The organism is Azospirillum sp. B2RO_4 (assembly GCF_051124815.1).
Classification (GTDB): domain Bacteria; phylum Pseudomonadota; class Alphaproteobacteria; order Azospirillales; family Azospirillaceae; genus Azospirillum.
In genome coordinates this window covers 665,104-692,073 of sequence record NZ_CP118487.1, presented here as the reverse complement: position 1 = coordinate 692,073, position 26,970 = coordinate 665,104, and the positions used below count along the sequence as shown (strand labels likewise).

Here is a 26,970-nt window from a genome sequence, read left to right as displayed (position 1 = left end):
ACAGCAACGGAGGAGGAAATGTCAGGCGCGCCCGTCGCACCACACCCCGGCCCTGGCCAAAATTCCCTTGGCCAAAATTCGCCCACCACCCAGGCGGAGACCATTTTCGAGGCTCGGGGCGTCAACCTGCGCTTCGGGGGCGTCCATGCGCTGACCGACGTCAGCTTCGGCATCCGCAGGGGCGAGCTGTTTTCGATCATCGGTCCCAACGGGGCCGGCAAGACCTCCATGGTCAACTGCATCTCCGGCCGTTACCGGCCGACCGACGGCAAGGTCTTCTTCAAGGGCCGCGACGTGACGGGGATGACCCCGAACCATCGCGCCTCGCTCGGCATCGGCCGCACCTTCCAGAATCTGGCGCTGTTCGGGCACATGACCGTGCTCGACAACATCATGGTCGGCCGCCACCACCTGCTGAAGAACAACTTCCTGACCGGGTCGCTCTATTGGCTGACCGGCGCCAGGAAGGAGGAGCTGTCCCACCGCCGCGAGGTGGAGGAGATCATCGACTTCCTCGAAATCCAGCATGTGCGCAAGGCGACCGCCGGCACGCTGTCCTACGGCCTGCGCAAGCGGGTGGAGCTGGCGCGCGCCATGGCGCTGAAGCCGGACCTGATCCTGCTGGACGAGCCGATGGCCGGCATGAACCTGGAAGAGAAGGAGGACATGGCCCGCTACATCGTCGACCTGAACGAGGAGTTCGGCATGACCGTGGTCATGATCGAGCACGACATGGGCGTGGTCATGGACATCTCGCACCGGGTGATGGTGCTGGAATTCGGCAAGAAGATCGCCGAAGGCAAGCCGGAGGAGGTCCTGGCCGATCCCCGCGTCCGCCGCGCCTATCTGGGCGAGGACGACGAGGAGGAGGCGCCGGTCACCACCACCACTGCCGCCGTCGTTCCGCCGCCCCGGAAGGAGGTCGCGTGATGTCGAGCCTCAATCTTCCCGATCTTGTCGCCAACGACACCCTGCCGAAGCTGCTGGCCCTGCATGCCCGCGATCATGGCGGCGACATCGCCATGCGCGAGAAGGATTTCGGCATCTGGCGCACCTTCACCTGGAGCCAGGTGCAGGCCCGCGTCCGCGCCTTCGCTCTCGGCATGACCAAGATCGGCGTCGTGCCGGGCGAGGTCGTCGGGCTTCTCGGCGACAACCGTCCCGACTGGGTGATGGGTGAGATTGCCACCCACGCGGTGCGCGGCTACAGTCTGGGCATCTACCGCGACGCGCTGGACGAGGAGGTCGCGTACCTCATCACCTATGCCGACGTGAAGGTGGTGTTCGCCGAGGACGAGGAGCAGGTCGACAAGCTGCTGAACCTCGCCGACCGGCTGCCGACGCTGCAGCACATCATCTATTCCGACCCGCGCGGCATGCGCAAATACGACGACCCCCGCCTGATGCCGGTCACCGATCTGGTGGCCATGGGCGAGGAACTGCATGCGCAGCAGCCGGATCTCTACGACCGCATGGTCGCCGCGACGAAGGGGGAGGAGGTCGCCATCCTCTGCACCACGTCGGGCACCACCTCGAACCCGAAGATGGCGATGCTGCCGGCCGGGCGGCTGATCCGCCATGTCGCCAGCTACCTGTCCGCCGATCCCAAGGGGCCCGAGGACGAGTATGTCTCGGTCCTGCCGCTGTCCTGGATCATGGAGCAGGTCTATGCCGTCGGCATGGTCATGGTGTCGCGGATGCGCGTGAACTTCGTCGAGGAAGCCGAGACGATGATGCACGACTTCCGCGAGATCGGCCCGACCTTCGTGCTGTTCGCCCCGCGCCTGTGGGAGCAGATCGCCGCCGACGTGCGCGCCCGCATGATGGACGCCTCGCCCTTCAAGCAGAAGATGTACGATCTCGGCATGAAGCTGGGGCTGGAGGCGCTGGCCAAGGGAGAGCGCTCGGCGATGGCCGACGCGATCCTGTTCAAGGCGCTGCGCGACCGGCTGGGCTTCACCAACCTGAAATCGGCGGCGACCGGCGGCGCGGCGCTCGGCCCCGACACCTTCAAGTTTTTCCAGGCGCTGGGCGTGCCGCTGCGCCAGATCTACGGCCAGACCGAGACGATGGGCGCCTACACCGTCCATCGCGGCACCGACGTCGATTTCGACACGGTCGGCGTGCCGTTCGACGGCGGCATCGAGGTGAAGGTGATCGACGCCGACCACAACGGCGTCGGCGAGATCGTCACCCGCCACCCCAACATGTTCGCCGGCTATTACCGGAACGAGAAGGCGACCGTCGCCGACATGCGCGACGGCTGGATGCATACGGGTGATGCCGGCTTCTTCGACAAGAAGGGCCATCTGGTCATCATCGACCGCATCAAGGACATCGCCACCACCGCCCAGGGCGACCGCTTCAGCCCGCAATACATCGAGAACAAGCTGAAGTTCAGCCCTTACGTGGCCGAGGCGGTGATCCTGGGCGACAAGCGCGAGTATCTGTCGGCGATCATCTGCATCCGCTTCCCCATCGTGTCGAAATGGGCGGAGAAGAACCGCATCGCCTTCACGACCTACTCCGACCTGTCGTCGAAGCAGGAGGTCTACGACCTGCTGCGGGCCGAGGTGGAGCGGGTCAACCAGACCCTGCCCGAGTACCAGCGCATCTCCAAGTTCCTGCTGCTCTACAAGGAGCTGGACGCCGACGACGGCGAGCTGACCCGCACCCGCAAGGTGCGCCGCGGCGTCATCGCCGAGAAGTACGGCACCATCATCGACAGCATCTATGCCGGCCAGCCGAAGATCGACGTGGACACCACGATCGCCTTCCAGGACGGCACCAAGCAGCGCATCCGCACGACGCTGACCGTCATCGACCTGGCTCCGGCCGCCGCGGTGAAGAAGCCGCAGCCTGTTGCGGCGTGAGGAGAGCGCATAGCAATGCAACCGCTTAAAGCCCCTCTCCCCCCCGGGGAGAGGATGGGTGAGGGGGATCCGTCTGCCGGACGCTCCTCGCCACGCGTCCCCCTCACCCCGACCCTCTCCCCGGGGGGGAGAGGGGGATTTGGATCCCATATCGGCGAGGCCACGCCATGACCCTTCTGTTTCAGCTTCTCGTCAACGGCCTGATCGTCGGCGCGCTGTATGGCGTGGTCGCCATGTCCTTCGTGCTGATCTACAAGGCCAGCCGCATCGTCAACTTCGCGCAGGGCGAATTCCTGCTGATCGGCGCCTGGACCTGCTGGTGGCTGCTGACCCATTGGCAGTTGCCCTTCTGGATCGGCTTCCCGATCACGCTGGTCTTCATGCTGGCCTTCGGCGTCATCCTGCAGATCGTCGTCTTGAGGCCGATGATCGGCGAGCCGATCATCTCCGTCATCATGGTGACGATCGGCCTGTCCATCGTCTTCCAGGCGGCGATGAAGTGGATGTTCGGCGTCTTCGCCAAGCCCTTCCCGCCGATCTTCGCCAGCCCCACCATGAACCTGTTCGGGCTGGAGGTGCAGACCGTCTACGTGATGTCGCTGCTGATCTCGATCCTGATCATGGCGGGCTTCGGCTGGTTCTTCAAATACTCGCGGACCGGTCTCGCCATGCGGGCCACCGCCTTCGACCAGCAGGTGGCGCAGTCGCTGGGCATCTCGGTCCGCCACATGTTCGCGATGAGCTGGGCGATCTCCGCCATGGTGTCGGCGGTGGCCGGCGTCACGGTGGGCGTGGTCAACGGCGTGTCGTCGGCGCTGTCCTTCTTCGGCATCAAGGTGTTCCCGGCGGTGATCCTGGGCGGTCTCGACAGCGTCATCGGCGCGGTGGTCGGCGGCCTGATCGTCGGCGTGCTGGAGAACATGGCGCACTACCTGGACAGCCAGTGGCTGAACTGGGGCAACATGTACGAGATCGCGCCCTTCTACGTCCTGATCGCCATCCTGATGATCAAGCCATACGGCCTGTTCGGCACCAAAGACATCGAGCGCGTGTGAGGCTCCCATGGCGAACATCAGCATCATCCCGAGCGGCGATTTCAAGACGTCCTACGGGACCGACACCACCATCTTCCCGACCAAGACCAGCCGCAACTTCGCGATCCTGGGCGTGGTCCTGCTGCTGGCCTGCCCGGCCTTCATGGACCGCTACTGGCTCAGCCTGTTGATCCAGATCGGCTATCTCGGCATCGCGGCGCTCGGCCTGAACATCCTGGTCGGCTTCACCGGCCAGATCTCCATCGGCCATTCCGCCTTCTTCGGCTTCGGCGCCTTCGCCTCGGCCTGGCTCAGCAACAGCGTCGGCGTCCCGGTGGCGCTGGCCATCCCGCTGGCGGGCGTCGTCACCACGCTGGTCGGCCTGCTGTTCGGCATGCCGGCGGCGCGGCTGAAGGGCCTGTATCTCGCCATCGCCACGCTGGCGGCGCAGTATATCCTGCAGGACTTCTTCGCGCGGGCCGACTGGTTCACCGGCGGCACCGCCGGCACCATCGCCGAGCCGCTGACCATCTTCGGCTTCGCCTTCGACACCGACGAGCGCTACTTCTACGTCGCCCTGGTGGCGCTGGTGGTGATGTACATCCTCGCCACCAACCTGATGCGGACCCGCGACGGCCGCGCCCTGGTGGCGGTGCGCGACCATTATCTCTCCGCCGAGATCATGGGCATCAACCTGACGAAGTACCGGACGATGTCCTTCGGCATCTCCGCCTTCTACGCCGGCATCGGCGGCGCGCTGTACGCCCACTACCTGCAGTTCGTGTCGGTCGAGGGCTTCACCATCCTCTTCTCGATCCAGTTCCTGGGCATGATCATCATCGGCGGTCTCGGCTCGATCATGGGCACGCTGATGGGCACCGCCTTCATGGTCTTCCTGCCGGAAGCGATGCAGGCCCTGACCAAGCTGGTGAGCGGCACCGCGCTGGATACCGCGCTGAACCTGAAGGACAACATCGCCTTCCTGCGCGAGATGTCGATCGGCCTCGTCATCATCCTGTTCCTGGTGTTCGAGCCCGACGGGCTGGCCCACCGCTGGAAGCAGATCAAGGCCTACTGGAAGCTCTATCCCTTCTCGCACTGATCCTTGAGCTTTTGTTGATCAACAAACAGAACAGAATAGGGAGTAAACGCACCATGTCGATCAAGACCGCGCTCTTCGCGACCTCTGCGCTCCTGCTGGCGACCTCCGCCACCGCTTATGCGGACATCCCGGTCGGCCATCTGGCGGACCAGTCCGGCGCCACCTCCGACGTCGGCGTGCCCTATGCGCAGGGCGTGTCGGACGCGCTGGCCTACATCAACGCCCATGGCGGCATCAACGGCACCAAGCTGGCGGTCGACACCGTCGACTACGGCTATCAGGCGCCGCGCGCCATCAGCCAGTACAAGAAATGGTCGTCGGGCAGCGACAAGATCGCGGCCCTGCAGGGTTGGGGCACCGCCGACACCGAGGCGCTGACCGGCTTCGTCGGCAAGGACGAGATCCCGGCCTATTCCGGCTCCTACTCCGGCCACCTGACCGACCCGACCGGCAAGGGCCCGCACGGCTCCAAGCCGGCGCCCTACAACTTCTTCTATGGCCCGTCCTACTCCGACGCGCTGCGCGGCATGCTGATGTGGGCGGCCGAGGACTGGAAGAAGCAGGGCGGCCAGGGCAAGCCGAAATACGTCCACATGGGCGCCAACCACCCCTATCCCAACGCGCCGAAGGAAGCCGGCGAGCAGCTGGCCAAGGAACTGGGCTTCGAGGTGCTGCCGGCCGTGCAGTTCGCCCTGACCCCCGGCGACTACACCGCCCAGTGCCTGACCCTGAAGGAGGCCGGCGCCAACTACGCCTATCTCGGCAACACCGCCGGCTCCAACATCTCGGTGCTGAAGGCCTGCCAGACGGTCGGCGCCAAGGTGCAGTTCATGGGCAATGTCTGGGGCATGGACGAGAACGCCGCCAAGGCCGCCGGCGCTTCCGCCGACGGCGTGGTGTTCCCGATGCGCACCGCGGTGACCTGGAACGGCGACGCGCCGGGCATGAAGACGCTGAAGGAGATCTCGAAGATTTCCGACCCGTCGGGCAATGCCTACCGCCCGGTGCATTACATGGCCGGCGTCTGCACCGCCTATTACATGAAGGAGGCGATGGACTGGGCGTCGAAGAACGGCGGCGTCACCGGCCCGAACATCCGCAAGGGCATGTACCAGAAGAAGGATTGGGTTCCGGCCGGGTTGGAGGGCGTCTGCGTGCCCTCGACCTGGACCGAGAACGACCACCGCGGCATGACGGCGGTCAACATCTACCGCGCCAAGGTGTCGGGCGAGACCGGCGCCAGCGTCGCCGATCTGGTCAAGGGCGGCACCATCAAGCTGGAGAAGCTGACCACCGTCGACGTCCCGCGCAAGCCGGAATGGCTGGGCTGGTAAGCCGACAAGTACCCGGCGCCTCCGCCCATCGCGGCGGGGGCGCCCCCCCTTCGTTTCGAATCTATCAGGTGCCGCATGCAGACCACCGCCACGGCCGCTTCGACCAACGCTCCAGTTGTGCCGCCCGTCACGGCTGCGAAGCGGATGATGCTGTCCGTCAACAACATCGAGGTCGTCTACAACGACGTGATCCTCGTGCTCCGCGGCCTCAGCCTGGAGGTGCCCGAGGGTGAGATCGTGGCCTTGCTTGGCGCCAACGGCGCCGGCAAATCGACGACGCTGAAGGCGATCTCCGGCCTGCTGAAGACCGAGGACGGCGAGGTCACCCGCGGCGACATCACCTTCAACGGCGAGCGCATCAACGGCATCGACCCGGACCAGATCGTTCGCAAGGGCATCTTCCAGGTGATGGAGGGCCGGCGCATCATCGCCGACATGACCTGCCTGGAAAACCTGCGGCTCGGCGCCTACACTCGACGCGACAGCGGGGTGAAGGACGATCTCGACATGGTCTTCAGCTATTTCCCCCGGCTGAAGGAGCGCACCGGCCTTGCCGGCTACCTGTCCGGCGGCGAGCAGCAGATGCTGGCCATCGGCCGCGCGATGATGGCCCGGCCGAAGCTGATCCTGATGGACGAGCCCAGCATGGGCCTGTCGCCGCTGATGGTGAAGGAGGTGTTCAGCATCGTCCAGCAGATCAACAAGGACCTTGGCGTCACCATCCTGCTGGTGGAGCAGAACGCCCGCATGGCGCTGCAGGCCGCATCGCGCGGCTACATCATGGAGAACGGCAAGGTCGTGCTGGACGGCACCGCCGAAGAGCTGCGCAACAACGAGGACGTGAAGGAATTCTACCTCGGCGGCGGCAACGAGGAGCGCAAGAGCTTCAAGAACCTGAAGAGCTTCAAGCGGCGCAAGCGCTGGATTTGAGGGCGGCACCTCTCCCGCGTCACCTCGGCCGACCCCTGAACGGACGAACGACCATGACCGATTTCTACGACGACCTCGAAACCCGTTCCTCCGACCGGCGCGAGGCCGAGCAGTTCGCGGCGCTGCCCGCCCATCTGCACCACGCCAAGGACGCGGCGCCCTATTTCCGCGAGCTGCTGGCCGACATCGACCCGGCGTCGATCCACGACCGCAACGCGCTGGCCACCCTGCCGGTGACGCGGAAGTCGGATCTGATCGCGTTGCAGCAGGCGAACCCGCCCTTCGGCGGTCTGGCGGCGGTGGAGATCGGGCGGCTGGCCCGCGTCTTCGCCTCCCCCGGCCCGATCCACGATCCGGAGCCGCATGGCGCCGACCCCTGGCGCAGCGCCCGCGCGCTGTTCGCCGCCGGCTTCCGCGCCGGCGACCTCGCCCACAACTGCTTCGCCTATCACCTGACCCCCGCCGGCTCGATGTTCGAAACCGGGGCGCACGCCGTCGGCTGCGCCGTCATCCCCGCCGGCACCGGCAACACCGAGATGCAGGCGCAGGTCGTCGCCAGCCTGAAGCCGCGCGGTTATATCGGCACGCCCGACTTCCTGAAGATCATCCTGGAGAAGGGCGACGCGCTGGGGCTGGACGTCTCGTCGATCCGCATCGCCAGCGTGTCGGGCGGTCCCTATCTGCCCGACGCCCGCGCCTTCTACGAGGCGCGCGGGCTGGAGGTCTACCAATGCTACGGCACCGCCGATCTCGGCATCGTCGCCTATGAGACCGAGGCGCGCTCCGGGCTGGTGGTGAACGAGGGCTGCATCGTCGAGATCGTCCGCCCTGGCACCGGCGACCCGGTTCCCGACGGCGAGGTCGGCGAGGTGGTGGTGACCATCTTCAACCCGGCCTACCCTCTGATCCGCTTCGGCACCGGCGACCTGTCGGCGGTGCTGCCGGGGACCAGCCCCTGCGGCCGGACCAACATGCGGCTGAAGGGCTGGATGGGCCGCGCCGACCAGACCACCAAGGTCAAGGGCATGTTCGTCCACCCGTCCCAGGTGGCCGAGGTGCTGCGCCGCCATCCGCAGATCGGCCGCGCCCGTCTGGTGGTGGGGCGGCAGGATGCCAGCGACACGATGACACTGCGCTGCGAGGCGGAAGAAAGCGGGGAGGGCTTGGCCGCCGCCGTCCGCGAGACGCTGGCGTCGGTGACCAAGCTGAAGGGCGCGGTCGAGTTCGTGGCGCCGGGGAGCCTGGCGAACGACGGCAAGGTGATCGACGATACGCGGGCGTGAGTGGCTGCGGCAGGCGCCCCCTCCCTAACCCTCCCCCACCTTTGGTGGGAGAGGGAACTGCCGCCGCACTCTTACAAAGCGCCTGCACCCCTCTCCCGCAAAGCGGGGGAGGGATGGGGAGGGGGCACCCGCCGCAACAACCTATCTCAGCACTCCGCATCCGCCGACGGCATCAGCTCGTACTGCGGCTTGTAGCCCGGCTGGGCGCGGAAGCGGTCGGCCCAGGCCTGGACGTTGGGGTAGTCCTTTACATCGATCCCCGATTCGTTCAGCAGGTCGATCCAGGGGAAGGCGAAGATGTCGGCGATGGTCAGCCGGTCGCCCTCGATGAAGCTGCGGCCGGCCAGATGCTGGTCGAACAGCTTCAGGCCGCTGGCCGCCGATGCATCGATCCAGGGCAGGGCGTTGGCGTCGCCGTTGAACTTGCGCACCGCGCGGGCGCGCTGGACCGGCAACAGCACGTCGGCCAGCCAGCTCAGCCATTCGGCGAGGCGCAGCTTCTCGGCCTGGTCGCGGCCGCCGAACTGGCCGGTCTGTTCAGCCAGATAGGTCAGGATCACGCTGGATTCGGAAATCGAATGGTCGCCGTGAACCAGAGTCGGCACCCGGCCGAAACGGTTGATCGCCTGATATTCCGGCGTCTTCTGCTGGCCGTTGCGCAGGTCGACATGGCGGTACTGGAAGGGAATGCCGCCCAGGCGGAAGAACAGCCCGATGCGGGTCGCGGGCTGGGAATTCACGTTGCCGTAGAGGATGAAGGGCGCGGTCACGATGCTCTGTCTCCCTGGATTGCGAACCCGGATGCTCCGGAGTCCGGCGTTGCAGGGAGCATGGCCTTAACCAATCCGGTCGCGCCAGCGGAAACGGTGCGAATAATATCAAGGCGGCCCCGCCCCATTCTCATGGCAAAGCGGGGCCGCCTCCGCCTCACAGCTCGCCGGCCACCGGCTCCTGCACCCGCTTCACGCCGAGCAGCTTCAGCACATAGCGTTCGTACACCGGTTCGCTGATGCCCTTGCGGACCTTGCGCAGGAAATAGCGCTCGAACCCGATCTTGGCGAAATGGACCCAGCGTCCGTGCGACGACCAGTTGACGTTGCGCGGCGGGATCTGCGGCATGGCGACGAAGGCGACGCCGCTGTCGCCGAAATCGGCGAGGCACAGCGCGCTCCAGGTCGCTTCCTCCGCCGGTTCCTTGCCGTCGAGCAGGGAGCGGATGTTGCGCGCGGCGGCGGTGACCATCGTTTCGATCATATAGCCGGTCTTCGGCACGCCGACCGGAACCGGCGTCTTTTCCACCGGCGGGATGGCGATGCAGACGCCGACGCCGAAGACGTTGCGGTGGGTCGGATTGCGCTGATGCCTGTCGGCCAGGACGAAGCCGCGCGGGTTGACCAGCCCCTCCGCACCGCGCAGGGCGGCGATGCCGCGGAAGGCCGGCAGCATCATGGTCAGGCGGCTTTCGACCACATGCGCCGTCTTCTCCCGGCCGGCCTCGTCCATCTCCGTGACATGCACGGCGTCGGGGGTGAAGCGGTCGGTGCGGGCGTTGACGATCCATTTGATGTGACGCTCGCGCAGCGCCGATTCCAGCAGCCCCTTGGTGTCGCCGACGCCGCCCAGCCCGAGATGTCCGACATAGGGTTCCGAACTGATGAAGGTGATGGGGACCTTGTGGCGGATCTTCCGGCGCCGCAGGTCGGCGTCGGCGATCATCGCGAACTCGTAGGCCGGGCCGAAGCAGGAGGCGCCCTGCACCGCGCCGATCACCAGCGGGCCGGGGTCGCGGCAGAAGGCCTCCCACCGTTCGGCCGCCTCCACCGCATGGTCGACATGGCAGATGGAGATGGTGTGAGCCTGCGGACCGAAGCCCTCGATCTCGTCGAAGGCAAGCTCGGGACCGGTGGCGATCACCAACTGGTCGTAATCGAGGCTGGTGCCGTCGTTCAGCTCCAGCCGGTTCTCCTCCGGCAGCACCCGGCGGCAGCCGACGGGGGTGAAGGCGATGCCCTTGCGGGCGAAGGGCTCGGCAAGCGGGACGGTGATGTCCTCCCGCTTGCGCCAGCCCACGGCCACCCAGGGGTTGGACGGCACGAACTGGAAGCTGTCGCTGTTCGACACCACGGTGATCCGGTCCCCCGGCCGTGCCAGCTCCTTCATCTCGTAGGCCATCGGGATGCCGCCGATGCCCGCGCCGAGAACGACGATATGCGCCATTGCTGTGTTTCCTCTCCTAGTTCGTCGGGGCCTTCTTGTCGGTCACCGCATTGGGGTCACCGCCGGGCCTTTGCCGTATTGGGGGTGTGGAGCGCCGCCGCCCCGTCAGGAGAAGGCGACGCCGGAGCGTGCGCCCAGCCGCTTCAGGATCATCGCCAGCGGGCAGAAGCGGGTGAAGGAGGCCTGCAGCAGGTTGGCGCCGACGAAGGCGGTCAGCCACAGCCACTGCGGGCTGTGCAGTTGCGACAGCGCCAGACTGACCAGGATCATGGTCCCGGCGAAGGCCATCACGATACGATTGATGCTCATGTCCGTGTCTCCGCTGAAGAAGAAGGGGGTGCCGACGCATGGTCCGGCGGTGGTCCATCGCAATAGAGGCCCTGCAGCACGCCGATCACCGCGGCGGCCTCGGCGCTGGCCAGCGCATAGACGATCGAGTGTCCGTTGCGCCGGGTGCTGACGAGGCCGTCGGCGCGCAGCCGGGCCAGATGCTGCGACAGGGCCGATTGGCTGAGTCCGATGGCGGCCACGAGCGCGCCGACGCACATCTCCCCGTGCGCCAGATGGCAGAGGATGGAAAGGCGCCGTTCGTTGGCGATCGCCTTCAGCAGGCGCGCCGCGGAGCGGATATGGCGGCCATCCGAATCATTCATTGACACTAAATTAGAGTATTCTAAATTAAAGGTCAACAGGCGTCCGCCGCACCTATCCGTCCGTTCCTGCCGTCCGAGGTGGCCCCATGTCCCGTCGATCCTCTCCAGCCTTTCTGGCCGCCCCCCTCGCCCTGGCCCTGCTGTCCGCCGCCGGCTTCCCCGCCGCGTCGCGCGCCCAGCAGGCGGAGGTGAAGTCGGAGGTCCTTGCCAGCATCACCATCCAGCCCCGCCCGGTGGAGGATCTGAAGGCCGTCTTCGCCACGGTGGAAAGTGTTCACGAGACGCTGGCCCGCACCCGCATCGGCGGCACCATCGCCGAACTGAAGGTGACGGAGGGGGACAAGGTCACCACCGGCCAGCTGCTCGCCACCGTCCGCGACCCGAAGCTGCCCCTGCAGATCGTCTCGCTGGACGCCCGCATCCAGGCTTTGCAGGCGCAGCAGCATCAGGCCGCACTGGAGCTGGACCGGGCGCAGCGCCTGCGCGCCAGCGGGACGGGCACGCAGCAGCGGCTCGACGACGCGCAGTCGGCGGTGGACGTCGCCCGCGCCCAGATCGCCGCCATGAAGGCGGAGCGGGCGGTGGTCGAACAGCAGCTGCGCGAGGGGGAGGTGCTGGCCCCGGCCAACGGCCGCGTCCTGCAGGTCAAGGTGATTGACGGCGCGGTGGTGGTCCCCGGCGAGACGGTGGCGAGCATCGCGACGGAAACCTATGTGCTGCGCCTGCACCTGCCCGAACGTCATGCCCGCTTCATGCATGAGGGCGACCCGGTGCTGGTCGGCAACCGCGGGCTGGCGCCGGCCTCGCCACAGGCTGTTGCGCCGGCCGGTGAAACTGCGCTGAAGCGCGGCACCGTGCGGCAGGTCTATCCGGAGCTGTCGGGCGGGCAGGTGGTCGCCGACGCGACGGTCAGCGGGCTGGGAGATTTCTTCGTCGGCGAGCGGGTGCGGGTCTATGTGGCGACCGGCACGCGGCAAGCCATCGTGGTGCCGCCGGACTGGATCGTCCGCCGTTTCGGCACCGATTTCCTGCGGCTGGCCGACGGCAGCGAAACGCCGGTTCAGGTCGGCGGGCCGATCCCGGCGCTGGACGGCCAGCCCGGCGGGATCGAGGTGCTGTCGGGATTGAAGCCGGGCGACGTGATCGTCCGGCCGGAGGGCGTGTGATGAAGCTCGGCATTTCCGGGGTGTTGACGCGGACCTTCATCCGCTCGCCCCTGACCCCCCTGCTGCTGCTGGCCTCGCTGGTGGTCGGCGCCGTCGCGCTGATGTCGCTGCCGCGCGAGGAGGAACCGCAGATCAGCGTGCCGATGGTCGACATCCTGGTCCGCGCCGACGGGCTGAAGGCCGACGACGCGGTCGAGCTGGTGACCAAGCCGCTGGAGGAGATCGTCAAGGGCATCGACGGGGTCGAGCACACCTACAGCCAGACCATGGACGACCGGGTGGTGGTGACCGCCCGCTTCCTGGTCGGCACATCGTCCGACGACGCCATCCTGCGCGTACACGAGAAGGTGCGCGCCAACATGAACCGCATCCCGCTCGGCATTCCCGAGCCGCTGATCGTCGGGCGCGGCATCAACGACGTGGCGATCCTGACCCTGACGCTGGCGCCCAAGCCGGAGGAGGCGGGGCGCTGGACCGACACCGCGCTGCACGGCGTCGCCGACGAGCTGCTGGCCCAGCTGGTGCAGGTCGAGGATGTCGGCAAGAGCTATATCGTCGGCGGCCGGCCCGACCAGATCCGGGTGGAGCCCGACCCGGAAAAGCTGGCGCTGTTCGGGGTGACGCTGAACCAGCTGGTCGACAAGGTGAAGAACGCCAACCGGTCCTTCATCGTCGGCTCGGTGCGCGACAAGGGCGGCAGCCTGCCGGTGGTGGCGGGCCAGACCCTGCAGGGCACCGCCGACATCGGCCTGCTGCTGGTCACCACCCGCGACGGACGCCCGGTCTATGTCAAGGACGTGGCCGACATCGTCGTCGGCTCGCGGCCCGACGACAGCATGGCCTGGACGATGACCCCGGACGGCAAGGGCGGGCTGGTCCGCACGCCGGCCGTGACCCTCGCCATCGCCAAGCGGGCCGGCGCCAACGCCGTCACCATCGCCGAGCGCGTGCTGGAGCGTGTCCACGCCATCGAGACGGAGTCGCTGCCGAAGGGCCTGACGCTGACCGTCACCCGCAATTACGGCGAGACGGCGAATGAGAAGGTGAACGAGCTGCTGTTCCATCTGGCGCTCGCCACCGTGACCATCGTCGCGCTGATCGTGCTGGCCATCGGCTGGCGCGAGGGCATCGTGACGCTGATCGTCATCCCGACGACGATCCTGCTGACCATGTTCGCGTCCTGGCTGATGGGCTACACCATCAACCGGGTCAGCCTGTTCGCCCTGATCTTCTCCATCGGCATCCTGGTGGACGACGCCATCGTCGTGGTCGAGAACATCGACCGGCATTGGGCGATGAAGGACGGCCGGTCCAAGGTGCAGGCCGCCATCGAGGCGGTGGCCGAGGTCGGCAACCCCACCATCATCGCCACCCTGACCGTCATCGCCGCGCTGCTGCCGATGATGTTCGTGTCCGGCCTGATGGGGCCGTACATGAGCCCGATCCCGGCCAACGCGTCGGCGGCGATGGTGTTCAGCTTCTTCGTCGCCATGGTGCTGACGCCCTGGCTGATGGTGAAGCTGCGGCCCGGCGAGACGCCGGCCGCGGGGCATGGCGGCGATGGTCATCGCGGCGGCCATGAGGGCGGCGGCCATGAGGGTGGCGGCAAGCTGGGGCGGATGTATCTGGCGGTGGCGCGGCCGCTGATCCGCAGCAAGCGGCGGGCCTGGATTTTCCTGCTGGTGGTCGGCGTGGCGACGCTGGCCTCGACCACGCTGTTCTACACCAAGGACGTGGCGGTGAAGCTGCTGCCCTTCGACAACAAGTCGGAGCTGCAGGTCGTCGTCGATCTGCCGCACGGCGCCGCGCCGGAGGAGACCGAGCGTGTGCTGCTGAACGCGGCGCGGGCGATCGGCGATCTGCCGGAGCTGGAGAGCGTCCAGGCCTACAGCGGCACCGCCTCCCCCTTCAACTTCAACGGTCTGGTCCGGCATTACTACCTGCGCGACCAGCCGGAACAGGGCGATCTGCAGGTGAACCTCGCGCCGAAGGGCGAGCGCAGCCGCAGCAGTCACGAGATCGCGCTCGACGTCCGCGCCCGGCTGAAATCCGTGGCGGTGCCGCAGGGCACGACGGTCAAGGTGGTCGAGGTGCCGCCCGGCCCGCCGGTGCTCTCCACCCTGCTGGTCGAGGTCTATGGCCCCGACGCGGCGACGCGGCAGAAGGCGGCGCACATCGTCGAGGACGCCTTCCGTAGCGTCGATTTCATCGTCGACGTCGACAACACCGTCCGCCCGCCAGGCGAGCGGCTGCGCTTCGCGCTCGACCATGAAAGCCTGGAGTTCCATGGCGTCGAGGAACAGGCGGTCTACGACACGCTGCAAGCGCTGGTCGGCGGTGTGCCGGTCGGCTATTCCCACCGCGGCGCCGGACGCAACCCCATCGAGATCGCGGTGCAGCTGCCGAAATCGGGCCTGTTCCTGTCCGAGCGCATCCTCGCCACCCCGGTGCCTGGGGCGCGCGGCACGGTGGAACTGGGCGACCTCGTCACCATGACGCGGGAGCCGGCCTCCTACCCGCTGTTCCGCCGCAACGGCCGCTATGCCGAGATGGTGATGGCCGACCTCGCCGGCCGGTTCGAAGCGCCGATCTACGGCATGCTGGCGGTGCAGGACCGCTTGAAGGAGGTCGACTGGAAGGCCGCGGGGCTGGGGGCCGAGCCGGAGATTCTGCTGCATGGCCAGCCGGAGGACCAGAGCAAGCCGGCGCTGCTGTGGGAGGGCGAATGGGAGATCACCTATGTCACCTTCCGCGACATGGGGGCGGCCTTCGGCGTGGCGATTCTCGGCATCTATCTGCTGGTGGTCGGGCAGTTCGGCAGCTTCAAGCTTCCGCTGGTGATCCTGGTGCCGGTGCCGCTGACGCTGATCGGCATCGTGCTCGGCCATTGGCTGTTCGGCGCGGCCTTCACCGCGACCTCGATGATCGGCTTCATCGCGCTGGCCGGCATCATCGTGCGCAACTCCATCCTGCTGGTGGACTTCATCCGTCACCTGCGCGAGCGCGGGATGAGCGTGCGCGAGGCGGTGCTGGAGGCCGGGGCGATCCGCTTCAAGCCGATCCTGCTGACGGCGGTGGCCGCGATGATCGGCGCCGCCTTCATCCTGACCGACCCGATCTTCCAGGGTCTGGCGATCTCGCTGCTGTTCGGGCTGCTCAGCTCGACGCTGCTGACCGTGCTGGTGATCCCGGCGATCTATGTCGTGCTGCGCGGCGACGCGCCCACCCTGCCGCCGCAGCGGGGGGAGAGGCAGGAAAAGGCCGTGGCTGCGGGGGAGCTGGTGGGGACGTGAGGGAATCCCGACGCAATATAAAGTCCCCTCTCCCCCCCGGGGAGAGGGTTAGGGTGAGGGGGGCGCGTTGCGAGGATTTTCGAGAATCCTCGCCGTGCGACCCCCTCACCCCGACCCTCTCCCCGGGGGGGAGAGGGGGATTTCGGACGCGCAGAACAGGTGGTAGAGGTCGCCCAGGATCGGCCGCACCCGGTCGGAGCCGATGCGGTAATGGATCGCGGTGCCCTGGCGGCGGGTGGCGACCAGACCCTCCTCGCGCAGCTTGGCGAGATGCTGGGACAGGTTGGATTGCGACAGGCCGAGGCGGCGCACCAGTTCGCCCACCTGCATCTCGCCTTCCAGAAGGCTGCACAGGATCATCAGCCGATGGCGGCTGGCGATGGAACGGAGGAAGCCTTCCGCCTCCGCGGCCCGTGCCTCGAAATCGGCGGTGTTGAGAGTTATGTCGCCCAGCGTTGAGGTCATCGCCTGGACCATCCTGAAACCGGAAATCGCAAAATTAGCTTAATCTAAAATACCTGCTGTCCCCACCGGTTCAAGGGATTTGTCGGCCGCATTGCGGTTCAGCCGATCCGCCGCAGCGCCAGCCCCGACGCGGCGATGCGGAAGCCGCCGTCCGGTGTCGGCTCCACCGCCTCGCCGCCGTCCAGGCGATAGCTCTTGCTCTCAGGAACCCAGCCGGCGGGGCCGCGGAAGGTCACCATCTGGATGAAGCTGGTGGTCTCGACCACGGCATGGGTGCTGCCGTCCTCGGCCGTCGCCTCGAAGCGGTCCGTTTCCATCTCCTGACGCAAGGGCATCGGCCCGTTCTCCTCCCTGATCCGCGGCGGACCATAGCCTGCCATGGCGCCGTCGAAGCAAGGCATAAGTTTAATTTGTACCTTCTGCGAGGAAAGCTCGTTTGTTCGCGCACCCCCGGCTTTCTATCGTCCGGCCATCGCAACAGCGGAATATGGGGTTGGAGATGATCGGAAGACGGGAATTCCTGGCGGCGACGGGCGGGGTTCTGCTGCTGTCGGCGGGTGGAGCGGTGGCCGGGGCGCAGGCTGCGGACAGCAGCAAATCCAAGGCCGGCAAGGCATCCGGCAGCGATGCGCTGGCCGGGAGGATGACGGAACTGGAGGCCCGCAGCGGCGGCAGGCTGGGCGTCGCGGTTCTCGATACCGCCAATGGCAAGCTGCATGGCTGGCGCGGGGACGAGCGGTTCCCGATGTGCAGCACCTTCAAATTTCTATTGGCTGCCGCCGTGCTGAAGACGGTGGACCAGGGCCGGGACCGGTTGGACCGGCGGATCCCGGTGACCAAGGCCGATCTGGTGCCCTACGCTCCCTTCGCCGAAACCCGGCTGAACGGCACGCCGCCGACGGTGGCCGAACTGTGCGAGGCGGCGGTGACGCTCAGCGACAACGTCGCGGCCAACCTGCTGCTGCCGGGCGTCGGCAATCCGGCCGGCCTGACCGCCTTCATGCGGGGCATCGGCGACAGGACCACCCGGCTGGACCGCAACGAGCCGACGCTGAACACCGCCATCCCCGGCGATCCGCGCGACACCACGACGCCGGCCGCCATGGTGCGCAGCATGGAACGGCTCATGGTCGGCGACGTGCTGCGGCCGGACTCCCGCCGGCAGCTGATCGACTGGATGGTCGCCAACAAGACCGGCGACAAGCGTCTGCGCGCCGGGCTGCCGGCCGGCTGGCGGGTGGGGGACAAGACGGGGACCGGCGCCATGGGCACCGCCAACGACATCGCCATCGTCTGGCCGGAGGGGCGTGCGCCGCTGCTGGTCGCCAGCTACCTGACCCAGACGGCGGAGGGCTTCAAGCAGCAGGACTCCATCCATGCCGAGGTGGCGCGGGCGGTGGCCGGCCTGACCGGCTGAAGGTTTATCGGCTGAGGCGTCTTAAGCGGGGGATGCGGGCGCGGGTTGCTGCGGCTGCGCAGGCTGGGCCCATCGCACGATGGACCGCACGGCGTTCAGGGCGTGCACATTGTCCTGAATGTGGAAATGCCGCCGCAACTCGACGACCGCCGCCCATTCGCCGCTCTCGTGAAACGCCCTTTGGATCGCGGCGGCTTCATCCTGGCTGACGCTGAACATCCGAACCTCACGGCCGACCTTGCGACCTTCGCCGCCGATCATGCACCGGCGGGGAACAAGGTTGCAAGCCCCTGTCAGGCGCCTTCCATCCCGGCGTCGGGTTCCATGCCGCCGGACTCGTCGAAATAATCGCCGGCGACGTCCGGCCCCCATTCCTGGACCAGCGACACCTTCTTCTGCTTCAGCACCTCCACCCGCTTTTCGGCGCGGGTGACCTCCATGCCGGCGACCAGCGGCGGGATGCCGTAATAGATACCCCAGCCGACGGCCGCGGCGGTATACATCACCAGCCAGGCCAGCGGGTCGGCGAACACCTTCGCGGCGGCGCCGATGGTGTGCTGGTGCTTCCACAAATCGATGGCGAAGGGCATGCAGCCGCAGAAATTCAGCCCGCCGACGGTGATCGGCGCCGATTTGTCGGGATCGCGGTCGACGACATAGGCGACGATGGTCGGGATCATGCCGATGCCGAACAGGATGGTCGTCGGCAGCACGATCAGCGCCGCCGGGATGATCAGCAGGATCAGCGTAAGGCCGCCGCCTTTTTTCTTCTTCTTGCGCGCCATGGCGATCCCCCCCGTTTTCCGGTCAGAAGGCGAAGAACAGGATGATGCCGGCGACCAGCACGGTCGACAGCAGGCTGGACGCGATGGCGGCGACCTGCCGGCCCGACGTCTCGATGATGGAATTGCGGTCGGCGATGGTGTGGCGGATCTTGTCCATCTCCGCATCGGCCTCGCGGTAGGCGATCTGCGCCGCCTCGAACTCCAGCCGGTCGCGGCGCAGCGCCTCGGGATCGTCCACCACCTTCAGCAGCTCGGTCAGCCGGCCGTTGTGCGCGGCGGCATCGGCCATCTTGCGCACCTCCTGCTGCTGCGGCCGGTTGTGGAAGCGGCGGAAGGCGGGGTCGAGCAGAGCCACCACCCAGCTGGCCAGATGGGTCAGCCCGTCCACCCCGGTGCGGGCCTGGATGTCGGACAGAATGGTCAGCATGGCGATGACGCGCCGCATCGGCTCCACCCCGCTGCCGAGCTGGGTGTAGAGCAGCTCGTCGCCGCGCTTGTTGCGGGCGCCCAGGAAGGCGGCGATCTGGCGGTCGATGGGGTCCTTGTGCCGCTCGCCCCCGGCGGCGATCCAGTCGAGCGCCCGCAGCAGCTCGGCCAGGGTGGTCGGCAGCTGCTTGGCGACCAGACTGCTCATGCAGGGCATGGTCGGGTTCATCTCGTACAGCACGCGCTCCACCCCCAGCCCGTAGCTTGAGCGGTCGAGGAAGCCGCGCAGCTGGTCGAAACTCTGCACCAGCGGCACGAATTCCGGTTTGAAGTCGGTCTGGACGTTGACCCAGAACATCGGCAGCTGGTTGGCCAGCACCTCCGCCACCGCCTGGGGGGATTCGCCGCGCATGAAGGCGTCGGCCAGCATGGTGGCGATGCCGTCGGGCATCATCGCCCGGCCGCGGTAGCGGATGGGGGCGGCGGGGTCGAGCGCGATGCAGACGCGGGCCACCAGCCGGTCGCCCTGGCTGCCGCCCTTGCCGCTGGAGGCGGTCTGGATGGCGTGGTTGACCGCCTCCGCCCGCACGTCGTCGCCCATCGACCGGCGCAGCCACTTGTCCAGCTCGCCGCTTTCGATGACGGAGGCGGCGGCGGGGGCATGGCGGGCGAAGGCGCGGGCCAGCGTGCGGCAATGCCAGTATTCCGACCCCTGGAATTCCAGCGGCCGGGCGGCGCGGCGGGAAATCTGCGGCTGTTTCGGGCTGAGCCGGCGGCCGGCGACCCAGAGGTCGAGGTCGTTCAGGGTCCAGCGCTGCTTGGGGTCGTCCACCAGCAGGCCGCGCACCACCTCGTTGATCGCCAGCGGCAGCCGGTGCTGCTGGACCAGCGCCGGGTAGGATCCGCGCTCCAGCTTCGCCTGCAGAACCGCCTCGTCGTCCAGGCCGGACAGCGGGTTGCGGCCGAGCGCCAGGATCAGCAGGGTGACGCCCAGCGAATAGAGATCGTCGGCCATGGTGCCGGTGCCGCGCCCGGCCGGGTTGGCCATGCCGCGCTCGATCGTCTCCAGCAGGACCGGCTGGCCGTAGCCGGGCTGCGCCGACACGCATTCGCCCAGCATCAGCCCGCCGCCGGCCAGATCGCGGTAGAACAGGTTGGTCGGGCGGATCGCGCCATGGACGACGCCGCGGCTCGACAGCTCCTTCAGCGCCGAGACCAGCGGGTGGATGATCTGCCGGGTCAGCTGGTCTTCCGGCATCGGGTCCAGCGTGTCGGTCAGCGAGCCCATCAGCCGCTTGCCGCCCGGCCGTTCGAACACCAGGCAATAGCGCCGCCCGCGGTCCTGCGGCCAGTCCACCAGCCCCCAGTCGAGCAGCCGCATGTGGGTGGCGTTGTCGAGGCTGCCGACGGTGGAGCAGATGTCCATCCGCGGCAGGATCGAGGCGTGGCAGATGACGGCGAAGGGCTCGATCCGCTTTTCGCGCAGCGCCTTGGCGGTGAAGGCGTTGCCGCCGACGGCGTTCAGCAGCGGGATCGGCGCACCCGGCTGGATCTCGTAGCGTTCGGCGAGCTTCACCGGTTCGGCGTTCGCCATCGCCGCAGTTGCGGCTCCCATCGTAGCGGTTTGGGCGTCGGATGGCATGGGCGGCGGATCCCCGGGGCGTGCGAATGTGCGCAGGCCTTAGGTGGCGTGAAAAGGGCAAACAAACCCTTAACGTGCGCGTGCGTAACACTATCGGATTGGACCGGAAAGGAAAACCCCCGCCGGTAAGGGCGGGGGTTTTCCGTAGGGATAAGCGGGCGAGCCCTGACTTACCCGTTCTTGACCTTGACGTAGGACCCCGGCGCGTCTTCCAGGGCGGGCAGGGCGCCGTCGCCGGGCTGGCGGGCGGGAACCTTGCCGTTGGCGTACTGGCCGACCCACTTGTTCCATTCCGGCCACCAGGAGCCGGGGGTCTGGGTCGCCTTCTCCAGCCACTCGTCGGAGGTCTTGGCGAGCTTGTCGCTGGTCCAGTAGCAGTATTTGTTGGCCGCCGGCGGGTTGACGACGCCGGCGATGTGGCCGGACGCGCCGAGCACGAACTTCACCGGGCCACTGAACAGCTGGGCGCCGCTGTAGGTGCTCTTCCACGGGGCGATGTGGTCCTCGCGCGCCGACAGGAACAGCGTCGGAACCTTGACCTTGCCGAGGTCGATCGGCACGCCCTTCAGCGTCACCGCCCCCGGCTGCGCCAGCATGTTCTTCTGGTACATGTTGCGCAGATAGAAGCTGTGCATCGCCGCCGGCATGCGGGTGCTGTCGCCGTTCCAGTACAGCAGGTCGAACGGGAACGGGTCCTTGCCCAGCAGGTAGTTGTTGACGACGAACGACCAGATCAGGTCGTTGGCGCGCAGCATGTTGAAGGTGGTCGCCATCTTGGAGCCGTCGAGATAGCCCTGCTCGGCCATCTGCCCCTCGATGAAGGTCAGCTGCTCCTCGTCGATGAAGACCGACAGTTCACCGGCCTCGGTGAAGTCAAGCATGGTGGTGAAGAAGGTGGCCGACTTGATGCGGTCGTCCTTCTTGGCCGCCATGTAGGCGAGCGTCGAGGCCAGCAGCGTGCCGCCCAGGCAGTAGCCGATGGCGTTGACGTCCTTCTCGCCGGTCGCCTTCTCTATGGCGTCCAGCGCCGCCAGCGGGCCTTCGACCATGTAGTCCTCGAAGCCCTTGGCCGCCAGCGTCTCGTCCGGGTTGACCCAGGACAGGACGAAGACGGTGTGGCCCTGGTCGACCGCCCACTTGATGAAGCTGTTCTTCTCGCGCAGGTCTAGGATGTAGAACTTGTTGATCCACGGCGGCACGATCATCAGCGGACGCTTGTTCACGTCCGGCGTGGTCGGGGTGTACTGGATCAGCTGCATCAGGCTGGTCTGGAAGACGACCTTGCCCGGCGTGACCGCGATGTTCTTGCCCAGCTGGAAGGCGTCGTAGTCGGTCATGGAGATGCGCAGCTCGCCCTTGCCGCGCTCCAGATCCTTCAGCAGATGCTCCAGCCCCTTGACCAGATTCTCGCCGCCGCTCTCGATGGTCGCGCGCAGCACCTCCGGGTTCGTCATGACGAAGTTGGAGGGCGCCATCGCGTCGACGAACTGGCGGGTGTAGAAATCGACCTTCTTGGCGGTGTGGTCGTCGAGACCGTCGACCTGATTGACGGTCGACTGCATCCACCGGGCGCTGAGCAGGTAGGACTGCTTGATGAAGTCGAACAGCGTGTTCTCGTCCCAGGCGGCGTCCTTGAAGCGGCGGTCGTCCTTGGCCGGCGCGATGACCGGCTGAGTCTCCTGCCCGAAGAAGCGCTGGGTCGTGCGCTGCCACAGGGTCAGGTAGTCCTGCCACAGCGACATCTGCGCCTGCATCAGCTTGGCCGGGTCGGCCATCATGCGGGTGGTCATCTCGAGGAAGGCATGGCCGACGCCCATCGGATCCGGGCTCTTCGGGCCGGCGCCGTCGGAGGCCTGGCGCGCGAGGAACTCGGAGACCAGCCGCTGGCTCTGTTCGGCGATGCGGGTCATCGCCCGCGACATCTCGACCGGATCGGGAAGCTTGACGTCGGGCACCTGGGGGGAAGCCGGGGTGGAAGCCTGGGGGGGGGCCTTGGTCTCGGCCATGAGCACGGTCCTTCTTCTTTGGGCGGGTGTCGCGTCGTCTCGGTCACATCGTCTCGGCCACCGGGGTCCGCCTCGGCCCACCATGCCCCAGATTGGGCTTTGGGCCTTGCGGACGGGCGGCTATACAGGCTTGCGGGCGTTCTCTGGGGGCGGTCTGCACCTTGTCGCTGTTGGTGGCGTCGCTGTCGATGGCGTGCGGAGGTCCGGCCTTCGGTTGCGGTGCGGGAGAAATCCGGAACCTCTCATACACCGCTGGTGTGAACATTTCATTTCATAGATCGTCGCACAAGTGTGGCGTATCGGCCAGGGATGGGGAAGGATGATGGCGACGGGCAATCAGGGGGACGGTCTGGGCATCGCGGCGGCCGGACGGGTATTCGGCGCCCTAATCGTCGGAATACCAATGGTTTTCGGGTTGTCGGCCTGTAGCAACCGGGCGCTGGACACCGGCCTTCTGGGGGCCGTCACCGGCGAGCCCTCGCCGGTCAGCGACAATTCGTCGCCCATCCGCAGCATGACCGGGGAGCGTACCGACTACCCCAACCTGGGTACGGTCCCGCCGCGCCCGACCGATTTGAGCACCGAGGCGCAGCGCCAGCAGGCGATGGACCGCCTCGCCGAGGACCGTGCGGCATCCCGCCGCACGCGGGCGCAGACGGAGGCGATCCAGATGCCGGAGCCGCTGCCCGTACCGCCGAAGCCGGATCTGCGGCCGGGCAGGAGCTGAGGTTCCCGGGTAAAGAAAAAGCCCCCGGCCGGATGGCCGGGGGCTTTTTTTCGTGCATGGGGGAGGGGATGGCTGACGATGCCCCCACCCTAACCCTCCCCCGCTGGGCGGGGGAGGGGACAAGTGCTTGTGCGGCAGAGCGGCGGCAGTCCCTCCCCCGCCCAGCGGGGGAGGTTAGATGGGGGTCTAACCTCGCGCGCCCCCATCCACCGTCACTCCTGGATGAACGCCTTCACGTAGGACTGGCGCAGCGGCTGGATCAGGTAGTCCAGCGGGGTGCGGGCGGAGAGCACGATGCGGGCTTCCACCGGCATGCCGGCCTTGATCTTCAGGTTGCGGACCTCGTGGCTGTCGGCGTCCTTCAGGCGGATGCGGGCCAGATAATATTCCTGGCGGGTGGCGTTGTCGGTCAGGCGGTCGGCCGAGACGTAGGACACGGTGCCGTCGATGGTGCCGACGACGCGGCTGTCATAGGCGGTCAGCTGCACCTTCACCGGAAGGTCGACCGCCATCGACTTGATGTCCTTCGGCTGGATGCGGACCTCGGCCAGCAGGGCCTTGTCGTCGGGGACGATATCCAGCACCGGCTCGTTCGCGGTGATCGTGCCGCCGACGGCCGGGTGGCCGTACATCACGACGTTGCCGGCGTCCGGCGCCTTGATGGTGCGGTTGTCCAGGCGGTTCTTGGCATCGCGGATCTGCTCGGCCAGCTTCTGGGCGTCGCCGCGCGCCTTGTCCAGCTCGACCAGCACCTTCTCGCGGAAGTCGCTGCGGCGGCGGACCAGATCGCCCTGGGCGTCGACCGCCTGCTGGCGCGACTGCGACATGCGGGCTTCCAGCTCGTGGTCCTGGGCGTGGAGCTGCGCGTTCTCCTTCTGCGCCGCCACCAGCTTGGTGCGGGTGGAGTTGCCGCGGTCCAGCAGGCCCTGGGTGATCTGGATGTCCTCGTCCGACAGCTTGATCTCGCGGTTCAGGAAGGCGCGCTGCTGTTCCAGGCTCTTCACCTCGTCGCCCAGCGTGGCGATGCGGTCCTGGGTCAGCTTGGCCTCGGTCTCCAGCTGGTTGCGGCGGACCTGGAACAGCTTCTCCTGGTTCAGCATGGCGTTGTCGACCGCCGGCTCCTTGCCGCGGCGGGCGGCCAGATCGGCCGGCCATTCGATGGCGGGCTTCTCGAACAGCTCGGCCGACAGGCGCGCCTCCGACGCCAGCGTGTCGACCAGCGCGGCGTTCAGCATGTCGAGGCGGGTCTGTGCCTCGGTGTTGTCCAGCTGCATCAGGACCTGGCCGGCCTGGACCCGGTCGCCCTCATGGACCAGGATGGCGCTGATGACGCCGCCTTCGGTGTTCTTCACCACCTTGCGGCCGGTTTCCGGCGCCAACGAGCCCGAGGCGCTGATCGCGCTGTGCAGCGGAGCCACCGCCGCCCAGCCGGTCATGCCGCCGAAGCCGACCGCCAGGACCAGGAAGCCGCCCAGCAGCAGGCCGCGCACGCTGGTTTCCGGCATCGTCGCCCGCAGCGCATGGATCGAGGTGATGGTCGCCGTCTTGCGCGACGGCTTGCCGGCGGGGGTTTCGGAACCGTTGTCACCGGACAGCGGGGTGGGAAAGGTCGTGGTCATCGTGGTCATGGTGCTTCCTTGGCTCTGTCGGGTCGTGCCGGGTGCTCAGGTCTGAGGGCGGTGCCGGCGGTCAGCCGGCGGCCCCCGCCGTGGCGGCGGACGGACCCTGAGGGCCGAGATTGCGGAGGCGGGCGAGGTTGACGGCGCCGGGCTGGGCCTGCTGCTGGTCGGGACGCGGCAGCTCCATCGCCATGCCGTTCTTCAGGACATAGGTGTGGTCGGCCATGTCGACGAAGATCGGGGCGTGGGTCATGACGATGGTGGTCGCCCCGCGCTCCTTGCAGGCCGCGACGAAGGCGCGGACCGCCTTGATGCCCAGCTCGTCCAGGCCGGCGGTCGGCTCGTCCAGCACCAGCAGCGGCGGCTGGCCGAAGGCGGCGCGGGCGATGCCGATCAGGCGGGCGCTGGCGCCGGTGATCGGGGACAGCGGATCGTTGACCTCGGTCTCGTAGCCCATGGGCAGGCTTTCGATCCACTCGTGGATGCCGACGGCCTTGGCGGCCTCCTCCACCTGTTCGCGGGTGGCGCTGGTGAAGCGGGCGATGTTGTCGGCGATGCTGCCGGGCAGAAGATCGACCTGCTGCGGCAGGTAGCCGATGCCCTGTTCGGGGCTGTCGGGGGTCAGGGTGGCGACGGACAGGCCGCCGAGGCGCACCGTACCGGCCGACGGCAGGGCGACACCGGCCAGCAGGCGGGCCAGAACCGACTTGCCCGAGCGGTTGGGGCCGGCGATGCAGACGGTCTCGCCCGGCTCGACCGACAGGGTGACGCTGCGCAGGATCGGCTTCTGGTCGCGGGGGGAGACGAACAGCAGGTTCTCGACGGTCAGGCGCTCGCTCTCGACGGGCACGGAGGGACGCTCCGGCTCACGCGACAGGCGCTTCAGCAGCGGCAGCAGGCGGCGGACGGCCTGGGCGGAGCGGACCAGCCCGCCCCAGGCGCCGGCGGTCTGCTCGATCGGGGCGAGACCGCGGCCGACCAGCATCGAGGTGGCGATCATGCCGCCGAAGGACAGGTGCTGCTCGATGACCAGCCAGGCACCGATGGCGGTGACGGAAATCTGCAGGACCATGCGGACCCACTTGGTGGCGGCGCCGATGGCGGCGCTGCGCTCGTAACCCTGGCCCTGCATGGCGCTGGCGGTCAGGAAGTCGCGGTTGACGGCGTCCAGCGAGGCGTTGCCCATGCGCAGGCCGCGCACGGTGTCGGAGCGCGAGGCCAGCGCCTCGAACAGCTTCTGGGCGCGGCCGGCCGGCAGCTTGCTCTCGTCGTTGATGTCCTTGACGGCCATGTAGCCGATCCAGCCCATCACCGTCATGATCAGCATCGACACCACCAGCACCAACGCCAGCATCGGGTGGATGACGTAGATGCCGATGACGTAGAGCGGCGCCCAGGGCAGATCCATCAGTGCCGGCAGCGACGGGCGCGAGAAGGCGCCCTTCAGCTCCATCAGGTCGGCGAGCGGGCCGTTGTCCGGCCGGCCGCGGCCGGCGGCGTCCAGTGCGTCGGCGGTCAGCCGGCGGCGCCACCGCACCTCCAGCGCGTTGCCGGCACGGGCCAGCAGGCGCGAGCGCACCATCTCCAGCAAACCGCTCAGCGTCAGCGCGAGGACGACGATGAGCGTCAGCATGATCAGGGTGTCGTAATTGCCCGACGGAATGGCGCGGCTGAACACCTGAAGCGAATAAAGCGGCATGGCAAGCATCAGCGCATTGATGGTGGCGCTGAAGACAAATGTACTAACGAGTATCCTGGAGAAATAACCGCGATTGAATGCGGCTTCCGGCTTATTGTTGCCGGGCTGTCGCAAAGAGTTGGTCTTGGTCGAAACAGGCATGAACAGCCCTCCAATTGTCACCGGTCGGCGCAGTGCCCACTGGATGCAGGCGAGGTCAGAGAACGCCTTCTTGGTAAATGGGACCTTAACATTCGGGGACGTCACAGGATTGCCACCGGATGCCACCACTTTTGCGCAGACTTACTCCGGTATTGTCT

General features: G+C 67.4%; 23 protein-coding genes. 11 read left to right on the top strand and 12 right to left on the bottom strand.

The features are described from left to right. Window positions 1–18 precede the first annotated feature (18 nt). From PWS46_RS20715 to PWS46_RS20685, 7 genes are all read left to right on the top strand, one after another. Window positions 19–930, top strand: a complete 912-nt coding sequence (locus PWS46_RS20715; protein WP_434622575.1) for an ABC transporter ATP-binding protein — start codon at window positions 19–21, stop codon at window positions 928–930. Next, on the top strand, window positions 930–2,873 hold the full coding sequence (locus PWS46_RS20710; protein ID WP_434622573.1) for a long-chain fatty acid--CoA ligase: 1,944 nt from the start codon (window positions 930–932) through the stop codon (window positions 2,871–2,873). Before PWS46_RS20715 ends, PWS46_RS20710 begins: the two co-directional genes overlap by 1 nt. Window positions 2,874–3,040: 167 nt before the next feature. After that, window positions 3,041–3,928, top strand: a complete 888-nt coding sequence (locus PWS46_RS20705) for a branched-chain amino acid ABC transporter permease (protein WP_434622571.1) — start codon at window positions 3,041–3,043, stop codon at window positions 3,926–3,928. 7 nt (window positions 3,929–3,935) lie between these two features. Continuing rightward, a complete protein-coding gene (locus PWS46_RS20700) occupies window positions 3,936–5,009 on the top strand; it encodes a branched-chain amino acid ABC transporter permease (RefSeq protein WP_434622570.1) in 1,074 nt (357 codons plus the stop codon). A 53-nt stretch (window positions 5,010–5,062) separates the two neighbouring features. Next, entirely contained in the window at window positions 5,063–6,343 is a 1,281-nt protein-coding gene (locus PWS46_RS20695) for an ABC transporter substrate-binding protein (RefSeq protein ID WP_434622567.1), read from the top strand. A gap of 75 nt (window positions 6,344–6,418) precedes the next feature. Further along, window positions 6,419–7,273, top strand: a complete 855-nt coding sequence (locus PWS46_RS20690) for an ABC transporter ATP-binding protein (protein ID WP_434622565.1) — start codon at window positions 6,419–6,421, stop codon at window positions 7,271–7,273. Window positions 7,274–7,326: 53 nt separating this feature from the next. Further along, window positions 7,327–8,556, top strand: a complete 1,230-nt coding sequence (locus PWS46_RS20685) for a phenylacetate--CoA ligase family protein (protein WP_434622563.1) — start codon at window positions 7,327–7,329, stop codon at window positions 8,554–8,556. Window positions 8,557–8,702: 146 nt separating this feature from the next. Here PWS46_RS20685 and PWS46_RS20680 read toward each other — a convergent pair whose 3' ends face one another. From PWS46_RS20680 to PWS46_RS20665, 4 genes are all read right to left on the bottom strand, one after another. Further along, complete coding sequence (locus PWS46_RS20680) at window positions 8,703–9,326, bottom strand: glutathione S-transferase family protein (RefSeq protein ID WP_434622561.1); 624 nt, start codon at window positions 9,324–9,326, stop codon at window positions 8,703–8,705. A 157-nt stretch (window positions 9,327–9,483) separates the two neighbouring features. Then, complete coding sequence (locus PWS46_RS20675) at window positions 9,484–10,773, bottom strand: NAD(P)/FAD-dependent oxidoreductase (protein ID WP_434622559.1); 1,290 nt, start codon at window positions 10,771–10,773, stop codon at window positions 9,484–9,486. Window positions 10,774–10,878: 105 nt separating this feature from the next. Continuing rightward, a complete protein-coding gene (locus PWS46_RS20670; RefSeq protein ID WP_434622557.1) occupies window positions 10,879–11,082 on the bottom strand; it encodes a YgaP family membrane protein in 204 nt (67 codons plus the stop codon). After that, window positions 11,079–11,426, bottom strand: a complete 348-nt coding sequence (locus PWS46_RS20665) for an ArsR/SmtB family transcription factor (protein ID WP_434622555.1) — start codon at window positions 11,424–11,426, stop codon at window positions 11,079–11,081. Before PWS46_RS20665 ends, PWS46_RS20670 begins: the two co-directional genes overlap by 4 nt. A gap of 86 nt (window positions 11,427–11,512) precedes the next feature. Here PWS46_RS20665 and PWS46_RS20660 point away from each other — a divergent pair, with 86 nt between their 5' ends. Together PWS46_RS20660 and PWS46_RS20655 are read left to right on the top strand one after the other, a co-directional pair. After that, on the top strand, window positions 11,513–12,592 hold the full coding sequence (locus PWS46_RS20660; protein ID WP_434622553.1) for an efflux RND transporter periplasmic adaptor subunit: 1,080 nt from the start codon (window positions 11,513–11,515) through the stop codon (window positions 12,590–12,592). Then, entirely contained in the window at window positions 12,592–15,885 is a 3,294-nt protein-coding gene (locus tag PWS46_RS20655; RefSeq protein ID WP_434622552.1) for an efflux RND transporter permease subunit, read from the top strand. Before PWS46_RS20660 ends, PWS46_RS20655 begins: the two co-directional genes overlap by 1 nt. 105 nt (window positions 15,886–15,990) lie before the next feature. Here PWS46_RS20655 and PWS46_RS20650 read toward each other — a convergent pair whose 3' ends face one another. Together PWS46_RS20650 and PWS46_RS20645 are read right to left on the bottom strand one after the other, a co-directional pair. Beyond that, entirely contained in the window at window positions 15,991–16,350 is a 360-nt protein-coding gene (locus PWS46_RS20650; protein WP_434622550.1) for an ArsR/SmtB family transcription factor, read from the bottom strand. 98 nt (window positions 16,351–16,448) lie between these two features. Continuing rightward, window positions 16,449–16,685, bottom strand: a complete 237-nt coding sequence (locus PWS46_RS20645; protein WP_434622548.1) for a hypothetical protein — start codon at window positions 16,683–16,685, stop codon at window positions 16,449–16,451. A gap of 164 nt (window positions 16,686–16,849) precedes the next feature. Between PWS46_RS20645 and bla the strand changes: the two genes are divergently transcribed. Continuing rightward, entirely contained in the window at window positions 16,850–17,767 is a 918-nt protein-coding gene (gene bla / locus PWS46_RS20640; protein ID WP_434622547.1) for a class A beta-lactamase, read from the top strand. A 21-nt stretch (window positions 17,768–17,788) separates the two neighbouring features. Here the strand turns inward: bla and PWS46_RS20635 are convergent, their stop codons facing one another. From PWS46_RS20635 to PWS46_RS20620, 4 genes are all read right to left on the bottom strand, one after another. Beyond that, window positions 17,789–18,028 carry a hypothetical protein gene (locus tag PWS46_RS20635; protein ID WP_434622545.1) on the bottom strand — a complete coding sequence of 80 codons (240 nt, stop codon included), beginning with the start codon at window positions 18,026–18,028 and terminating at the stop codon, window positions 17,789–17,791. Between the two features lie 32 nt (window positions 18,029–18,060). Then, window positions 18,061–18,552, bottom strand: a complete 492-nt coding sequence (locus tag PWS46_RS20630) for a hypothetical protein (protein ID WP_434622543.1) — start codon at window positions 18,550–18,552, stop codon at window positions 18,061–18,063. Window positions 18,553–18,574: 22 nt separating this feature from the next. Continuing rightward, window positions 18,575–20,572 (bottom strand): serine/threonine protein kinase, encoded by a 1,998-nt coding sequence (locus PWS46_RS20625; protein ID WP_434622541.1) that lies wholly within the window; start codon window positions 20,570–20,572, stop codon window positions 18,575–18,577. Between the two features lie 218 nt (window positions 20,573–20,790). Next, entirely contained in the window at window positions 20,791–22,626 is a 1,836-nt protein-coding gene (locus tag PWS46_RS20620) for a PHA/PHB synthase family protein (RefSeq protein ID WP_109157371.1), read from the bottom strand. A gap of 319 nt (window positions 22,627–22,945) precedes the next feature. Here PWS46_RS20620 and PWS46_RS20615 point away from each other — a divergent pair, with 319 nt between their 5' ends. Then, a complete protein-coding gene (locus PWS46_RS20615; RefSeq protein ID WP_434622538.1) occupies window positions 22,946–23,353 on the top strand; it encodes a hypothetical protein in 408 nt (135 codons plus the stop codon). A 212-nt stretch (window positions 23,354–23,565) separates the two neighbouring features. Here PWS46_RS20615 and PWS46_RS20610 read toward each other — a convergent pair whose 3' ends face one another. Both PWS46_RS20610 and PWS46_RS20605 read right to left on the bottom strand, forming a co-directional pair. Continuing rightward, window positions 23,566–24,981, bottom strand: coding sequence for an HlyD family type I secretion periplasmic adaptor subunit (locus PWS46_RS20610; protein ID WP_434622536.1), 1,416 nt, complete (start codon window positions 24,979–24,981; stop codon window positions 23,566–23,568). 61 nt (window positions 24,982–25,042) lie between these two features. Further along, window positions 25,043–26,671 (bottom strand): type I secretion system permease/ATPase, encoded by a 1,629-nt coding sequence (locus PWS46_RS20605; RefSeq protein WP_434622534.1) that lies wholly within the window; start codon window positions 26,669–26,671, stop codon window positions 25,043–25,045. Window positions 26,672–26,970: the final 299 nt, after the last annotated feature.

Bases quoted from the DNA above. Each gene is read 5' to 3' on its own strand.
- PWS46_RS20715 (WP_434622575.1), top strand. From the start codon at position 19: ATGTCAGGCGCGCCCGTCGCACCACACCCCGGCCCTGGCCAAAATTCC.
- PWS46_RS20710 (WP_434622573.1), top strand. From the start codon at position 930: ATGTCGAGCCTCAATCTTCCCGATCTTGTCGCCAACGACACCCTGCCG.
- PWS46_RS20705 (WP_434622571.1), top strand. From the start codon at position 3,041: ATGACCCTTCTGTTTCAGCTTCTCGTCAACGGCCTGATCGTCGGCGCG.
- PWS46_RS20700 (WP_434622570.1), top strand. From the start codon at position 3,936: ATGGCGAACATCAGCATCATCCCGAGCGGCGATTTCAAGACGTCCTAC.
- PWS46_RS20695 (WP_434622567.1), top strand. From the start codon at position 5,063: ATGTCGATCAAGACCGCGCTCTTCGCGACCTCTGCGCTCCTGCTGGCG.
- PWS46_RS20690 (WP_434622565.1), top strand. From the start codon at position 6,419: ATGCAGACCACCGCCACGGCCGCTTCGACCAACGCTCCAGTTGTGCCG.
- PWS46_RS20685 (WP_434622563.1), top strand. From the start codon at position 7,327: ATGACCGATTTCTACGACGACCTCGAAACCCGTTCCTCCGACCGGCGC.
- PWS46_RS20675 (WP_434622559.1), bottom strand. From the start codon at position 10,773: ATGGCGCATATCGTCGTTCTCGGCGCGGGCATCGGCGGCATCCCGATG.
- PWS46_RS20670 (WP_434622557.1), bottom strand. From the start codon at position 11,082: ATGAGCATCAATCGTATCGTGATGGCCTTCGCCGGGACCATGATCCTG.
- PWS46_RS20665 (WP_434622555.1), bottom strand. From the start codon at position 11,426: ATGAATGATTCGGATGGCCGCCATATCCGCTCCGCGGCGCGCCTGCTG.
- PWS46_RS20660 (WP_434622553.1), top strand. From the start codon at position 11,513: ATGTCCCGTCGATCCTCTCCAGCCTTTCTGGCCGCCCCCCTCGCCCTG.
- PWS46_RS20655 (WP_434622552.1), top strand. From the start codon at position 12,592: ATGAAGCTCGGCATTTCCGGGGTGTTGACGCGGACCTTCATCCGCTCG.
- PWS46_RS20650 (WP_434622550.1), bottom strand. From the start codon at position 16,350: ATGACCTCAACGCTGGGCGACATAACTCTCAACACCGCCGATTTCGAG.
- PWS46_RS20645 (WP_434622548.1), bottom strand. From the start codon at position 16,685: ATGCCCTTGCGTCAGGAGATGGAAACGGACCGCTTCGAGGCGACGGCC.
- bla (WP_434622547.1), top strand. From the start codon at position 16,850: ATGATCGGAAGACGGGAATTCCTGGCGGCGACGGGCGGGGTTCTGCTG.
- PWS46_RS20635 (WP_434622545.1), bottom strand. From the start codon at position 18,028: ATGATCGGCGGCGAAGGTCGCAAGGTCGGCCGTGAGGTTCGGATGTTC.
- PWS46_RS20630 (WP_434622543.1), bottom strand. From the start codon at position 18,552: ATGGCGCGCAAGAAGAAGAAAAAAGGCGGCGGCCTTACGCTGATCCTG.
- PWS46_RS20625 (WP_434622541.1), bottom strand. From the start codon at position 20,572: ATGGCGAACGCCGAACCGGTGAAGCTCGCCGAACGCTACGAGATCCAG.
- PWS46_RS20620 (WP_109157371.1), bottom strand. From the start codon at position 22,626: ATGGCCGAGACCAAGGCCCCCCCCCAGGCTTCCACCCCGGCTTCCCCC.
- PWS46_RS20615 (WP_434622538.1), top strand. From the start codon at position 22,946: ATGATGGCGACGGGCAATCAGGGGGACGGTCTGGGCATCGCGGCGGCC.
- PWS46_RS20610 (WP_434622536.1), bottom strand. From the start codon at position 24,981: ATGACCACGATGACCACGACCTTTCCCACCCCGCTGTCCGGTGACAAC.
- PWS46_RS20605 (WP_434622534.1), bottom strand. From the start codon at position 26,671: ATGCCGCTTTATTCGCTTCAGGTGTTCAGCCGCGCCATTCCGTCGGGC.